The 13,440-nt window shown below is 62.0% G+C and carries 12 protein-coding genes; all 12 read right to left on the reverse strand.

Features of this window, described 5'->3' with window-relative positions:
- Window positions 1-281 precede the first annotated feature (281 nt).
- Window positions 282-551 carry a DUF1467 family protein gene (locus BSY16_RS07660; protein ID WP_069059104.1) on the reverse strand — a complete coding sequence of 90 codons (270 nt, stop codon included), beginning with the start codon at window positions 549-551 and terminating at the stop codon, window positions 282-284.
- Between the two features lie 77 nt (window positions 552-628).
- Window positions 629-1,033 carry a methylmalonyl-CoA epimerase gene (gene mce, locus BSY16_RS07665; RefSeq protein ID WP_069059105.1) on the reverse strand — a complete coding sequence of 135 codons (405 nt, stop codon included), beginning with the start codon at window positions 1,031-1,033 and terminating at the stop codon, window positions 629-631.
- Between the two features lie 192 nt (window positions 1,034-1,225).
- Complete coding sequence (locus BSY16_RS07670) at window positions 1,226-2,893, reverse strand: ribonuclease J (RefSeq protein WP_069059106.1); 1,668 nt, start codon at window positions 2,891-2,893, stop codon at window positions 1,226-1,228.
- A 15-nt stretch (window positions 2,894-2,908) separates the two neighbouring features.
- Window positions 2,909-3,649: a biotin--[acetyl-CoA-carboxylase] ligase gene (locus tag BSY16_RS07675; protein ID WP_069059107.1), complete on the reverse strand. Its 741-nt coding sequence runs from the start codon at window positions 3,647-3,649 to the stop codon at window positions 2,909-2,911.
- 23 nt (window positions 3,650-3,672) lie between these two features.
- The gene (nuoN, locus tag BSY16_RS07680; protein WP_069059108.1) at window positions 3,673-5,115 is read right to left on the reverse strand and encodes an NADH-quinone oxidoreductase subunit NuoN; all 1,443 of its coding nucleotides are present in this window, start codon (window positions 5,113-5,115) and stop codon (window positions 3,673-3,675) included.
- A 16-nt stretch (window positions 5,116-5,131) separates the two neighbouring features.
- Complete coding sequence (locus tag BSY16_RS07685; protein ID WP_069059109.1) at window positions 5,132-6,643, reverse strand: NADH-quinone oxidoreductase subunit M; 1,512 nt, start codon at window positions 6,641-6,643, stop codon at window positions 5,132-5,134.
- Window positions 6,643-8,640: an NADH-quinone oxidoreductase subunit L gene (nuoL, locus tag BSY16_RS07690; protein ID WP_069059110.1), complete on the reverse strand. Its 1,998-nt coding sequence runs from the start codon at window positions 8,638-8,640 to the stop codon at window positions 6,643-6,645. Before nuoL ends, BSY16_RS07685 begins: the two co-directional genes overlap by 1 nt.
- A gap of 7 nt (window positions 8,641-8,647) precedes the next feature.
- Window positions 8,648-8,956 (reverse strand): NADH-quinone oxidoreductase subunit NuoK, encoded by a 309-nt coding sequence (nuoK, locus tag BSY16_RS07695; RefSeq protein WP_069059111.1) that lies wholly within the window; start codon window positions 8,954-8,956, stop codon window positions 8,648-8,650.
- Between the two features lie 27 nt (window positions 8,957-8,983).
- Window positions 8,984-9,598, reverse strand: coding sequence for an NADH-quinone oxidoreductase subunit J (locus tag BSY16_RS07700; protein WP_069059112.1), 615 nt, complete (start codon window positions 9,596-9,598; stop codon window positions 8,984-8,986).
- Between the two features lie 101 nt (window positions 9,599-9,699).
- A complete protein-coding gene (gene nuoI, locus BSY16_RS07705; RefSeq protein WP_069059113.1) occupies window positions 9,700-10,191 on the reverse strand; it encodes an NADH-quinone oxidoreductase subunit NuoI in 492 nt (163 codons plus the stop codon).
- A 36-nt stretch (window positions 10,192-10,227) separates the two neighbouring features.
- Window positions 10,228-11,274, reverse strand: a complete 1,047-nt coding sequence (gene nuoH / locus BSY16_RS07710; RefSeq protein WP_069059114.1) for an NADH-quinone oxidoreductase subunit NuoH — start codon at window positions 11,272-11,274, stop codon at window positions 10,228-10,230.
- Window positions 11,275-11,294: 20 nt separating this feature from the next.
- On the reverse strand, window positions 11,295-13,373 hold the full coding sequence (nuoG, locus tag BSY16_RS07715) for an NADH-quinone oxidoreductase subunit NuoG (RefSeq protein WP_069059115.1): 2,079 nt from the start codon (window positions 13,371-13,373) through the stop codon (window positions 11,295-11,297).
- Between the last annotated feature and the right edge of the window lie 67 nt (window positions 13,374-13,440).

Here is a 13,440-nt window from a genome sequence, read left to right on the forward strand (position 1 = left end):
TTTTTTTTGCCTTTTTCCCATTAGACTTTCGCTTTATCAACTTCTCGCCTGGGGTCCATGCGTCAAAGACGCACACCGTCGCGCGCTGCGACACTCCGCCTCACGCATGGTGAGAAAATCCGGACCGGTTTGCATGACTCAAAGGCAGGCACGGGCTGCAGGCGGGCTTTTTCCGGCGCAATCTGACGATCGCCAAACGGAAGACTATTCTCCCCGACCCCGAAGACGGGGAATGGCTTGCTTTCACCAGGTGAACGGCCGTTAACCTTTGCGGCGGCCGCTTATTTGAAATTCGGCATGAATTGAGGGATGGAGTCGATGCCATAGCCGAGGCGCACCGACACGACATACCAACAGCCATAGATGATGGCGGAGATCAGCGTCGTGATGAGCATCACCCGGCCACCGCGGAATCGCGCGGGCGCGCTTTCCACCGTGCCAGGCACAATCTCTTGCGCCTCGCCCTGGGTCTTCATTCCGAAAGGCAGGACGGCGAAAAGCGTCAACCACCAGACGATGAAGTAGACGGCAAAAAAGGAAAACCACTGCATGGACGAGCCCTCGTGCGACAGGCGGTCTTGTACGCCGGTCGCGGGTGAAGTTCAAATGGCTGAAGGGCGGCGTGCTGTCACACCTCTTCGAGTTCGACCAACGTTCCGAAAAAATCCTTGGGGTGGAGAAAGAGCACCGGCTTGCCATGCGCGCCCGTCTTCGGATTGCCGTCGCCAAGCACACGGGCGCCGCTCGCCACCAGCCGGTCGCGGGCAGCGAGAATGTCATCCACCTCGTAGCAAATATGGTGCATGCCGCCTGCCGGCGCTTTCTCAAGGAAGGCAGCAATCGGCGAGGCGTCGCCGAGGGGCGCCAGCAATTCCACCTTGGTGTTCGGCAGTTCGACGAACACCACCGTCACACCATGCTCCGGCAGGGCCTGCGGTTCGGAAACCCTGGCGCCCAGCGTGTCACGATAGGTTGCGGTGGCGGCAGCAAGATCCGGCACGGCGATGGCAATGTGGTTGACCTTACCGAGCATGGCTGTCTCCTCTTATGGGGCTAGGCGTTGGAACAGGCCCCCTCATCCGCCTGCCGGCACCTTCTCCCCGCTGGGGAGAAGGGAGAAAACGAGACGTCTGAAGTCCCCCTTCTCCTCTCGGGAGACGGTGGCCCGAAGAGCCGGATGAGGGGATTTCGCATCCCCGGTATCATCCAGCCGCAAAATCGGGAATCAGACTTTCGTCAGGAAGACCGTAACGACGGGCTTCTTGCCCCAGATCTCGTTTGCCGTGGAGCGGACGGCGCGGCGCACGGCCTCGCGCACCATTTCCAGGTCCTTTCGGCGCGCGCGCGGAATGCTTTCGACGGCCCCGAGCACGGCGTCATAGAGGGTGTCGCCCATATCCTCGCCTTCGTCATCGAACTGCGGCAGGCCGAAGGGCTCGACTTCGGGATCACCCATGAAGTCGAAGCGGCTGTCGAGCAGGATGCTGACGGCGACGTGGCCGACGAAAGCGAGCTTGCGGCGATCGCCGATGCCCATTTCCTCATAGTCGCCGATCAGGCTGCCATCCTTGAAGATGCGGCCGAACGGCGCGTGGTCGACAACCTCGGGCTCGCCCGGTGCGAGCTTGAGGACATCGCCGTTGCGCACGCGGGGGACCTTGGCGATGCCGGACTGTTCGGCAAGCTCGGCATGCGCTGTCAGGTGCACTGCCTCGCCATGCACCGGCACGACCATCTTGGGGCGCGTCCATGTGTACATCTGCTGCAGTTCCGTCCGGCGCGGATGGCCGGAGACGTGCACCAGTGCCTCGCTATCGGTAATCACGTTGATGCCCTGTTCGACCAGGCCATTCTTGATGTCGTTGATCGCCTTCTCGTTGCCCGGAATAGCGCGCGAGGAGAAGATGATCGTGTCGCCGTCCGTGAAGGCGACGTTGCGCATCTCGTCGCGGGCGATCTTGGCGAGCGCGGCACGCGGTTCGCCCTGGCTGCCCGTCAGGATGACGACGACCTTGTCGCGTGGGATGTAGCCGAACTCGTCTTCCGCGATGAACGGCTTCAGCCCTTCCATCAGGCCGATATCGCGCGCGACCTCGGTCACGCGCTTCATGGAACTGCCGAGCAGCAGCACCTCGCGCCCGGCGGCTTCGGCAGCCTGCGCGATCGAACGGATACGGCCGACATTCGAGGAGAAGGTGGTGATGCCCACCCTGCCCTCGGACGACTCGATGATCTTGGTGAGGCTCTCCGAGACTTCCCGCTCCGACGGCGAAACGCCGTCGCGAAGCGCGTTGGTGCTGTCGCAGATCAGCGCCAGCACACCCTCGTCGCCAAGCTTGCGGAAGCGGGCCTCGTCGGTCAGCGGCCCGAGCGACGGATCGAGGTCGATCTTCCAGTCACCCGTATGAATGACGGTGCCGAGCGGCGTCTTGATCGCCAGCGACATCGGCTCGGGAATGGAGTGGTTGACGCCGATCGCCTCGATTTCGAACGGACCGACATTGATGCGGTCGCCCTGCTTGAAGATGGTGACCGGGATTTCGGTGCGGCTGCGCTCGTAATTTCGCTTGGCTTCCAGCATGCCCGCCGTGAAGGGCGAGGCATAGACCGGCACGTTGAGGCCGGGCCAGAGATCGTTCAGCGCGCCATAATGGTCTTCGTGCGCATGGGTGATGATGATGCCCTTGAGCTTCTCACGTTCCTTCGCGAGGAAGCGGATATCGGGCAGCACCAGATCGACGCCCGGCAGGTCCGGCCCGGGGAAGGTGACGCCGCAATCGACCATGATCCACTGGCGGTTCGCCTTCGGGCCATAGCCGTAGAGCGCCAGGTTCATGCCGATTTCGCCGACGCCGCCAAGCGGCAGGAATACCAGTTCGTCTTCTTTTGCCATCGGGTTCAGAAAGTCCTATCCAAAAAACACGTCGCCGGCCGCGATCAGTCGCGTGCCGCCATCATCCGTCTCCAGTTTCAGGAGACCTGTATCATCAATTCCAGAAAAGCGCCCGGAAATAGAACGGTCGGGAAGATTGACCGTTATGTTTTCGCCGATGCCGCCAGCCACCTGTTTCCAGCGTTCCATGATGGCCGAAATCCCGTGTCCGCTGTCCCAGAGCGACAGCGTTTCGGCCATCGACTGGAAGAGATGGGCGAACAATTCGTCTGGGGAAGCGGAGGCACCGAAATCACGCAGCGTCGCGACCGGGTAGAGCCCGGCATCCGGCGCCACCGACACGTTGATGCCGATACCGATCACCAGCCCATGTCGGCCATCTGGCAACGTTTCGCCTTCGATCAGGATGCCGCAGACCTTGCGGCGGTCGATGAGAATATCGTTCGGCCACTTGATCACCACATCGGGGGCATCGAGCGGCATGATGCGGCTCACTGCACCCTGCACGGCCACGGCAACCGCCAACGGTAGGGAACCCAGTCGCTCCAGGGGGGCGGCGTCGATCAGCAGCAGAGAGGCATAGAGATTGCCGGGCTCGGAAAACCATGCCCGGCCGCGCCGGCCGCGCCCACCCGTCTGCCGTTGCGCAGTGATCCAGAGACCCGAAAGCGCGCCCTTTCGGGCGCGCTCCAGGCATTCCGTATTGGTCGAGCCCACATCGCTGAGCGCCTCATGGCGAAAGTCATCGAGTGACATCCGCCGAGGATTGCCGGACCCGCTCAAAAGAAGGTCCGTGCCGCGGTTTCAGCGGCGGCGCCGATCGGGCCGCCGATCAGCACATAGCCGAGAACGAACAGGCCGGAGAGACCGAAAACCAGTTTCAGTTCGCCGGCCGTGCGGGCGAATTCGCCGGTCGCCTCGTCGAACCACATCACCTTGATGATGCGCAGGTAGTAGTAGGCGCCGACGACCGAGGCGAGCACGCCGATGATGGCAAGCGCATAGAGATGCGCTTCAATCGCCGCCATGAACACGAAGTACTTGGCGAAGAAGCCTGCCATCGGCGGGATGCCGGCGAGCGAGAACATCAGGATCGTCAGCACGGTCGCCATGAACGGATTGGTCGAGGACAGACCGGCAAGATCGTCGATGTTCTCGACATTGCCGCCTTCCTTGCGGCGCATGGCGAGGATGCAGGCAAAGGTGCCGAGCGTCATGACCATGTAGATGAGCATGTAGAGTGCGACGCCGCGCACGCCGGCCATGGAGCCGGAGGCAAGGCCGACGAGCGCATAGCCCATGTGGCCGATCGAGGAATAGGCCATCAGGCGCTTGATGTTGCGCTGGCCGATTGCCGCGAAGGAACCGAGCAGCATGGAGGCAATCGAGATGAACACGATGACCTGCTGCCAGTCGGCAACGACGGGCTCGAAAGCCTCGATAACGATACGCACCAGCATGGCCATGGCGGCGACCTTGGGCGCAGCGGCAAAGAACGCCGTGACCGGGGTCGGCGCGCCTTCGTAGACGTCCGGCGTCCACATGTGGAACGGCACGGCCGAGATCTTGAAGGCGAGGCCGGCAAGGATGAACACCAGGCCGAAGACGAGGCCGAGCGAGCGGCCTTCTGCCGTCAGGGCAGCTGCAATTTCCTGGAAGCCGATCTGGCCGGTGAAGCCATAAACCAGCGACATGCCGTAGAGCAGCATGCCCGAGGAAAGGGCGCCGAGCACGAAGTACTTCAGGCCGGCTTCCGTCGAGCGCAGGCTATCGCGGTTGATCGCGGCGACGACGTAGAGCGCCAGCGACTGGAGTTCCAGCGCGAGATAGAGCGACAGCAGGCTATTGGCCGAAATCATCAGCAACATGCCGAGCGTCGACAGCACGATGAGGACCGGGAACTCGAAACGGTCGAGTTGTTCCGAACGGGCATGGCCGACGGTCATCACCATGGCGGTGATGGAACCGATCAGTGCCAGCACCTTCATGAACTTGGCGAAGGCGTCGGAGACGAAGGCGCCGCCATAGGCCTGGCCCTCACCCGTGGCGAGCACCAGCCAGAGGCCGGAGATGATCAGCAGCGCGACGGCAAGGCCGGTGACGGTCGTGCCCGAGCGTTCGCCGGAAAAAACACCAATCATCAGCAAGGCAAGCGCGCCGATGGCGAGAATGATCTCCGGGGTCGAGAGCTGAAGGCTGGCGAGGATTGTATCAGCAGTCATGTCTTGGGTCCCGTCGTCAGTTCGCCGTCAGCGCAACGGATTGCGCCGCCTGCAGAGCCGCGGAGTAGTTATTGAGCAGCGCGTCGACCGAGGCCGCCGTCGCATCGAATACCGGCGCCGGATAGACACCGTAGAAGATCGTGAGGATCAGGAGCGGATAGAGCAGCAGCTTCTCACGCGCATCGAGATCGAGAAGCGACTTCAGGCTTTCCTTCTCGAGCGCACCGAAGATCACCCGGCGATAGAGCCAGAGCGCGTAGGAGGCCGAAAGGATGACGCCCGTGGTAGCGAACAGCGCCACCCAGGTATTGGCGCGGAAGATGCCGATCAGCGTCATGAATTCGCCGACGAAACCCGAAGTGCCGGGAAGGCCGACGTTTGCCATGGTGAAGATCATGAAGGCGACGGCATATTTCGGCATGTTGTTGACGAGGCCGCCATAGGCCGCGATCTCACGGGTGTGCAGCCGGTCATAGACGACGCCGACGCAGAGGAAGAGCGCGCCGGAGACGATGCCGTGCGACAGCATCTGGAAGATGGCGCCCTGAAGGCCCTGCGCGTTCGCCGCGAAGATGCCCATGGTGACGTAGCCCATATGGGCGACCGACGAATAGGCGATCAGCTTCTTGATGTCGTCCTGCATCAGCGCCACCAGCGAGGTGTAGATGATGGCGATGACCGACAGCGCGAAGACGAAGGGTGCAAAGTAATCCGAAGCGAGCGGGAACATGGCGAGCGAGAAACGGATGAAACCGTAGCCGCCAAGCTTCAGGAGAACGCCGGCCAGGATGACCGAGCCCGCCGTCGGCGCCTGGACGTGCGCGTCCGGAAGCCAGGTATGCACCGGCCACATCGGCATCTTCACCGCGAAGGAGGCGAAGAAGGCGAGCCACAGCCAGGTCTGCATATGGGCCGGGAAGTTATAGGCGAGCAGTTCCGTGATGTCCGTCGTGCCTGCCTGCCAGTACATCGCCATGATGGCGAGCAGCATCAGCACCGAGCCGAGCAGCGTGTAGAGGAAGAACTTGTAGGAGGCGTAGACGCGATCCTTGCCGCCCCACACGCCGATGATGATGAACATCGGAATGAGGCCGGCTTCGAAGAACACGTAGAACAGCACGATGTCGAGCGACACGAAGACGCCGACCATGAACACTTCCAGCAGCAGGAAGGCGATCATGTATTCGCGCAGGCGCTTCTCGACCGAATGCCAGCTTGCGAGCACGCAGAACGGCATCAGGAAGGTCGACAGGATGACGAACAGCATGGAAATGCCGTCGACGCCGAGATGGTAGGAAATGCCGGTGCCCAGCCATTCGGCCTTCTCGACCATCTGGAAGCCGGGATTCGCGTTGTCGAAACCGATCCAGATGAACAGCGAGAGCACGAAGGTGAAGACCGTCGTCAGCAGCGACACGTTCAGGATGTTGCGGCGGCCATACGGGCTGTCTTCCCGCGTCAGCAGCAGAAGCGCCACGCCGACGAGCGGGAGGAAGGTGACCGCTGAAAGAATGGGCCAATCGGTCATCAGAGGGAGCTCCCGAGCATCATCCAGGTGACGAGTGCTGCAATACCCAGCAGCATCGCGAATGCGTAGTGATAGAGGTAACCGGTCTGGAGGCGCACGACGCGATCCGTGACGTCCATGACGCGGGCGGCGATGCCGTTCGGGCCGAGGCCGTCGATGACGGAGCCGTCACCCTTCTTCCAGAGGAACTTGCCGATCCGCATGGCGGGACGAACGAAGAGGAAGTCGTACAGTTCGTCGAAGTACCACTTGTTGAGCAGGAACTGGTAGAGGCCGCGATGCTGCTCGGCGAGGTACTTCGGCGTTTCCGGCGAGCGGATGTACATGTACCAGGCGGTGACGAAACCGATGGCCATGGCGGCGAACGGGCTCCACTTCACCCAGAGCGGGACGTGGTGATACTCGTTGACCAGCTCGTTTTCCGGCAGCGTGAACAGGGCGCCCTGCCAGAATTCGGCATAGTGATGCCCGAAGAAATACTCGACGAAGATCACGCCCGCCACAACCGCACCGGCGGCCAGCAGATAGAGCGGGATCAGCATGACGGCAGGCGATTCGTGCACATGGTGCATGACGTCAGCGGAGGCGCGCGGCTTGCCGAAGAAGGTCATGAAGGCCAGGCGCCAGGAGTAGAAGCTCGTGAAGAGCGCCGCGATGACCAGCATCACGAAGGCGAAGCCGGCGACCGGGCTATGCGAAGCGAAGGTCGATTCGATGATCGCGTCCTTCGAGAAGAAGCCGGCGAAACCGATGACCGTGCCCGGGATGCCGACGCCGGTCAGCGCCAGCGTGCCGATCGTCATCATCCAGAAGGTGATCGGGATGTGTTTGCGCAAGCCGCCCATGTAGCGCATGTCCTGCTCGCCATCGACGGCGTGGATGACCGAGCCGGCGCCAAGGAACAGGAGCGCCTTGAAGAAGGCGTGCGTGAAGAGGTGGAAGATCGCCGCGCCATAAGCGCCGATGCCGAGCGCGACGAACATGTAGCCGAGCTGCGAGCAGGTCGAATAGGCGATGACGCGCTTGATGTCGTTCTGCACGAGACCGACCGTCGCCGCGAAGAAAGCGGTGATAGCACCGACGAGCGTCACAACCATGAGAGCGGTGTGCGACAGTTCGAACAGCGGCGACATGCGGGCGACGAGGAAGACACCGGCGGTGACCATGGTGGCGGCATGGATGAGGGCTGACACCGGGGTCGGGCCTTCCATGGCGTCCGGCAGCCAGGTGTGCAGCAGGAACTGTGCCGACTTGCCCATCGCGCCCATGAAGAGCAGCAGGCAGGTGGCGGTCAGCGCATGCGACTTGTCGAGCGTCATGCCGAAGAGGTTGATGACGGACGCGGTCGCATCCGCTGCACCTTCGGCCGGCAGGTAGGTCGCGGCGGTGGCGAAGATCGTCTCCAGGTTGATCGAGCCGAACAGCACGAAGACGCTGGAAATGCCCAGGATGAAACCGAAGTCGCCGACGCGGTTGACGATGAAGGCCTTCATGGCGGCAGCGCAGGCCGACGGCTTCTTGTACCAGAAGCCGATCAACAGGTAGGACGCCAGGCCCACGCCTTCCCAGCCGAAGAACATCTGGAGAAGGTTGTCCGACGTCACCAGCATGAGCATGGCGAAGGTGAAGAGCGAGAGATAGGCGAAGAAGCGCGGCCGATGCGGGTCGTGGTGCATGTAGCCGATCGAGTAGACGTGCACGAGCGTCGAGACCGAGTTCACGACGACGAGCATGACGGCCGTCAGCGTATCGACGCGGAACGCCCATTCGACATCGAAGCCGCCGGACTGGATCCAGCGCAGCACGCTGACCTTGACCATCTCCGTCTCGCCCATCGCGACGTCGAAGAAGACGATCCAAGACAGGACTGCCGCCAGGATCATGAAGCCGGAGGTGACGTATTCGGACGCCTTGGCGCCGATGGCATTGCCGCCGATGCCGGCGATCAGGAAGCCGGTCAAAGGAAGGAAGACGATTGCCTTGATGATGGTATCCATGACCCGATCAGCCCTTCATCATATTGACGTCTTCGACGGCGATCGAACCGCGGTTGCGGTAGAAGACGACGAGAATTGCAAGACCGATGGCCGCTTCCGCAGCCGCGACGGTCAGAATGAACAGCGCGAAGACCTGGCCGACGATATCGTTCAGGAAGGCCGAGAACGCGACCATGTTGATGTTGACCGACAGCAGGATGAGCTCGATCGACATCAGGATGACGATGACGTTCTTCCGGTTCAGGAAGATGCCGAAGACGCCCAGGGTGAAGAGGATGGCGCTGACGGTGAGATAGTGGGAAATACCGATTTCCATAATGTTTTTCCTTGGTCCCGCGCTGCCTCAGATGCCCTGGCCGGGCTTCACCTTGACGACCTCGACAGCGGTTTCCGGCGTGCGGGCAACCTGCTGCGAGATGTTCTGGCGTTTGATATGTGGCTTGTGGCGCAGCGTCAGCACGATCGCACCGATCATCGCGACGAGCAGCACGAGGCCGGCGATCTGGAAGAAGTAGATGTAATGCGTATAGAGCACGTCGCCGAGGGCGGCCGTGTTCGTCCGCTCGGAGACCGGCGGGATCGGCATCGAAATGTTGCTGGCGATTTCCGGCGAGAAGGTCGAGCCGCCAACGACGATGACAAGCTCGGCCGCAAGGATGAGACCGATCAGCGCGCCGACCGGAGCATATTCAAGCGCGCCGGACCGTAGCTCGGCGAAATCGATGTCGAGCATCATCACGACGAAGAGGAAGAGAACCGCGACCGCGCCGACATAGACGACGAGCAGGATCATCGCCAGGAACTCGGCGCCCGTCAGCAGGAACAGGCCCGCCGAATTGAAGAAGGTGAGGATCAGGAACAACACGGAATAAACCGGGTTCCTCGACGCAATCACCATGAAGGCGGACGCCACCGCCACGAAGGCGAAGAGATAGAAGAATAGAGCCTGCAGACCCATTTTGGTGCCTTTTCGTCTTCCCCGGAGAAGGTCCCCCTCCCCCGTCGAAGCCTGACGATCCTTTCGTCAGGCACTTCAAGTTCATTTTGCCTTTCCGCCGATCAGCGGTAAGGCGAGTCGATAGCGATGTTGCGGGCAATTTCCCGCTCCCAGCGATCGCCGTTCTCGAGCAGCTTCTGCTTGTCGTAGTAAAGCTCTTCGCGCGTCTCGGTCGCGAACTCGAAGTTCGGGCCTTCGACGATGGCGTCGACCGGGCAGGCTTCCTGGCAGAAGCCGCAATAGATGCACTTCACCATGTCGATGTCGTAACGCACCGTGCGGCGCGTGCCGTCATTACGGCGGGGACCCGCCTCGATGGTGATGGCCTGAGCGGGACAGATCGCTTCGCAGAGCTTGCAGGCGATGCAGCGCTCTTCGCCGTTCGGGTAACGGCGCAGCGCGTGTTCGCCGCGGAAGCGCGGAGAAACCGGCCCCTTTTCGAAGGGATAGTTCACCGTCGCCTTCGGGCGGAAGAAGTAGCGCATCGACAGGAAGAACGCGCCGACGAATTCCTTGAGGAACAGCGAATTTACGGCTTGTGAGAGACTAGCCATTTCAAGCTCCAATGCTGCTGATGGTCAGGGTGGTCCTCATGCGGACCAGCCCGTGAGCTTCAGCACGAATGCAACGATAACGACCATGGCGAGCGAGATCGGAAGAAAAACCTTCCAGCCAAGACGCATGAGCTGGTCGTAGCGGTAGCGCGGCACGAAAGCCTTCACCATCGCGAACATGAAGAAGACGAAGGATGCCTTCAGAACGAACCAGATGATGCCCGGGACCCAGTTGAGGAACCAGACGTCGACCGGAGGCAGCCAGCCGCCGAGAAAGAGGATCGTCGTCAGAGCGCACATCAGGCAGATGGCGGCATATTCGCCGAGCATGAACATCATGTACGGGGTCGAGCCGTATTCGACCATGAAACCGGCGACTAGTTCGGATTCCGCTTCCGGAAGGTCGAAGGGCGGGCGGTTCGTTTCGGCCAGCGCCGAGATGAAGAACACCACGAACATCGGGAACAGCGCCAGCCAGTGCCAGTCGAGGAACGAGCCCGGCAGGCCGATCATCGTGCCGACGCCGTCACGCTGCGAGTTGACGATGTCCGTCAGGTTCAGCGAACCGACGCAGAGCAGAACGGTGACGATGACGAAGCCGATCGAGACTTCGTAGGAGACCATCTGCGCTGCGGAACGGAGTGCACCGAGGAACGGGTACTTCGAGTTCGAAGCCCAGCCGCCCATGATGATGCCATACACTTCAAGCGACGAGATCGCGAAGATGTAGAGGATGCCGACATTGATGTTGGCAATCACCCAGCCGTCGTTGAGCGGCACGACCGCCCAGGTAGCGAGCGCCAGCGTCACGGAGACGAGCGGCGCCAGAAGGAAAATCACCTTGTTGGCGGTTGCCGGGATCACCGGCTCTTTGAAGACGAACTTCAAGAGGTCGGCGAAGGACTGGAACAGACCCCACGGGCCGACGACGTTCGGGCCGCGACGCAACTGCACGGCGGCCCAGATCTTGCGGTCGGCGAGAAGCACATAGGCGATGAAAACCAGCAGCGCGACCAGCAGCAGAAGCGACTGGGCCACCATGATCAGGCCAGGCCAAACGTAGGTCGAAATGAAAGCGTCCATAACGTCTTATTCCTTCGCGCTCATTCCGCCGCGGCTTTGAAATTATTGCGGGCAAGCGCCGAGCATTCGGCCATGACCGCCGAGGCGCGCGCTATTGGGTTCGTCAAATAGAAGTCTTTGATCGGAGACGCAAACCCGGAATTCGCCATCGTCCCGCCTTTTTTCGCAAGTGCGGAAAGATCGGCGATTTCACCGCGCGCAATCTCGTCGATCGCGGCGAAATGCGGGTGTGCGGCATGGAGTTTTGCACGCAGCTGCACGAGCGAATCGAACGGCAGCGTGTGTCCGAGCACGTCGGAAAGTGCACGCAGGATAGCCCAGTCTTCGCGGGCATCGCCCGGTGCGAAGCCGGCGCGGCTGCCCATCTGGACGCGGCCTTCGGTGTTGACCCAGGTGCCCGACTTCTCGGTGTAGGTCGCGCCCGGCAGGATGACGTCGGCGACATGCGCCGCATTGTCGCCGTGCGAACCGATATAGACCGTGAAGGCGGTCTTCTTGGCGAAATCCATTTCGTCAGCGCCGAGCAGGAAGAGCACGTCGGTGCCATCAAGCATGTCGGCCGCCGTCTTGCCGCCCTCACCCGGCACGAAGCCGAGGTCGAGGCCGCCGACGCGGGAGGCTGCGGTGTGCAGAACGGCAAGACCGTTCCAGTCCGCCTTTACCGCACCGACTTTTTCTGCGAGCGCCGTGACAGCCGAGAGAACCGCCAGGCCATCGGCACGCGACAGCGCGCCCTGGCCGACGATGATCATCGGGCGCTCGGCCTTCTTCAGCTTGGCGGCGAACTTGGCCGAACCGCCGACGAGGCCGGAAAGCGTTTCCGTGCCGGCGCCGAGATATTCGTAGCCGTAGCGCAGCTCGCCCTGTTCGCCGATCACGCCGATCGGGAAGTTGTCCATGCGCCAGCGCTTGCGGATGCGCGCGTTGAGCACGGCAGCCTCGAGGCGCGGGTTGGAGCCGACGATCAGAAGAGCGTCCGCCTGCTCGATGCCTTCGATGGTCGGGTTGAAGAGGTAGCTGGCGCGGCCAAGCGACGGGTCAAGCTGCGAACCGTCCTGGCGGCAGTCGATGTTGCTCGAGCCGAGCGCGGTCATCAGCTCGCGCAGCGCATACATTTCCTCGACGGAAGCGAGGTCGCCGGCGATCGCGCCGATGCGGTCACCGGAGGTGCCGGCAACGGCCGTCTTAATGGCGCCGAAAGCGTCCGCCCAGCTTGCCGGCTGGAGACGGCCGTCCTTGCGGACATAGGGGCGGTCGAGACGCTGGGTTTTCAGGCCATCCCAGATGAAGCGGGTCTTGTCGGAAATCCACTCTTCGTTGATCTCTTCATTGACGCGCGGCAGGATGCGCATGACTTCGCGGCCGCGCGTATCGACGCGGATCGCCGAGCCGACGGCGTCCATGACGTCGATCGATTCGGTCTTGTTCAGTTCCCACGGACGGGCCGTGAAGGCGAAGGGCTTGGAGGTCAAAGCGCCGACCGGGCAAAGGTCGACCACGTTGCCCTGAAGCTCGGATGTCATGGCCTGTTCGAGATAGGTGGTGATCTCGGCATCCTCGCCGCGGCCGATCAGGCCAAGCTCGGTGATGCCGGCGACTTCCGTCGTGAAGCGAACGCAGCGCGTGCAGTGAATGCAGCGGTTCATAATCGTCTTGACGAGCGGGCCAATATACTTGTCCTCGACGGCGCGCTTGTTTTCCGAGTAGCGCGAACTGTCGATGCCGAAGGCCATCGCCTGGTCCTGCAGGTCGCATTCGCCGCCCTGGTCGCAGATCGGGCAATCGAGCGGATGGTTGATGAGCAGGAACTCCATCACACCTTCGCGCGCCTTCTTGACCATCGGCGTGGTCGTGAAGACTTCCGGCGCTTCGCCGTTCGGGCCGGGGCGCAGGTCGCGCACGCTCATGGCGCAGGAGGCTGCCGGCTTCGGCGGACCGCCCTTCACCTCGACGAGACACATGCGGCAGTTGCCGGCAACCGACAGCCGCTCGTGGAAACAGAAGCGCGGAACCTCGGCGCCCGCCTCCTCACACGCCTGAAGCAGCGTGAAGTGATCCGGGACTTCGATTTCTTTTCCGTCGACTTTCAGCTTTGCCATATCTGCTTTCCCGCTTTTGACGTGGAACCCCGCGTCTCGCCAGCGCCATTCTCTCCGGCTTTCGTTT

The sequence above is a fragment of the Sinorhizobium sp. RAC02 genome, assembly GCF_001713395.1.
GTDB lineage: Bacteria > Pseudomonadota > Alphaproteobacteria > Rhizobiales > Rhizobiaceae > Shinella.

Coding starts and splice junctions, on each gene's coding strand:
- BSY16_RS07660 (WP_069059104.1), bottom strand. CDS start 551: ATGCAGTGGTTTTCCTTTTTTGCCGTCTACTTCATCGTCTGGTGGTTG.
- mce (WP_069059105.1), bottom strand. CDS start 1,033: ATGCTCGGTAAGGTCAACCACATTGCCATCGCCGTGCCGGATCTTGCT.
- BSY16_RS07670 (WP_069059106.1), bottom strand. CDS start 2,893: ATGGCAAAAGAAGACGAACTGGTATTCCTGCCGCTTGGCGGCGTCGGC.
- BSY16_RS07675 (WP_069059107.1), bottom strand. CDS start 3,649: ATGTCACTCGATGACTTTCGCCATGAGGCGCTCAGCGATGTGGGCTCG.
- nuoN (WP_069059108.1), bottom strand. CDS start 5,115: ATGACTGCTGATACAATCCTCGCCAGCCTTCAGCTCTCGACCCCGGAG.
- BSY16_RS07685 (WP_069059109.1), bottom strand. CDS start 6,643: ATGACCGATTGGCCCATTCTTTCAGCGGTCACCTTCCTCCCGCTCGTC.
- nuoL (WP_069059110.1), bottom strand. CDS start 8,640: ATGGATACCATCATCAAGGCAATCGTCTTCCTTCCTTTGACCGGCTTC.
- nuoK (WP_069059111.1), bottom strand. CDS start 8,956: ATGGAAATCGGTATTTCCCACTATCTCACCGTCAGCGCCATCCTCTTC.
- BSY16_RS07700 (WP_069059112.1), bottom strand. CDS start 9,598: ATGGGTCTGCAGGCTCTATTCTTCTATCTCTTCGCCTTCGTGGCGGTG.
- nuoI (WP_069059113.1), bottom strand. CDS start 10,191: ATGGCTAGTCTCTCACAAGCCGTAAATTCGCTGTTCCTCAAGGAATTC.
- nuoH (WP_069059114.1), bottom strand. CDS start 11,274: ATGGACGCTTTCATTTCGACCTACGTTTGGCCTGGCCTGATCATGGTG.
- nuoG (WP_069059115.1), bottom strand. CDS start 13,373: ATGGCAAAGCTGAAAGTCGACGGAAAAGAAATCGAAGTCCCGGATCAC.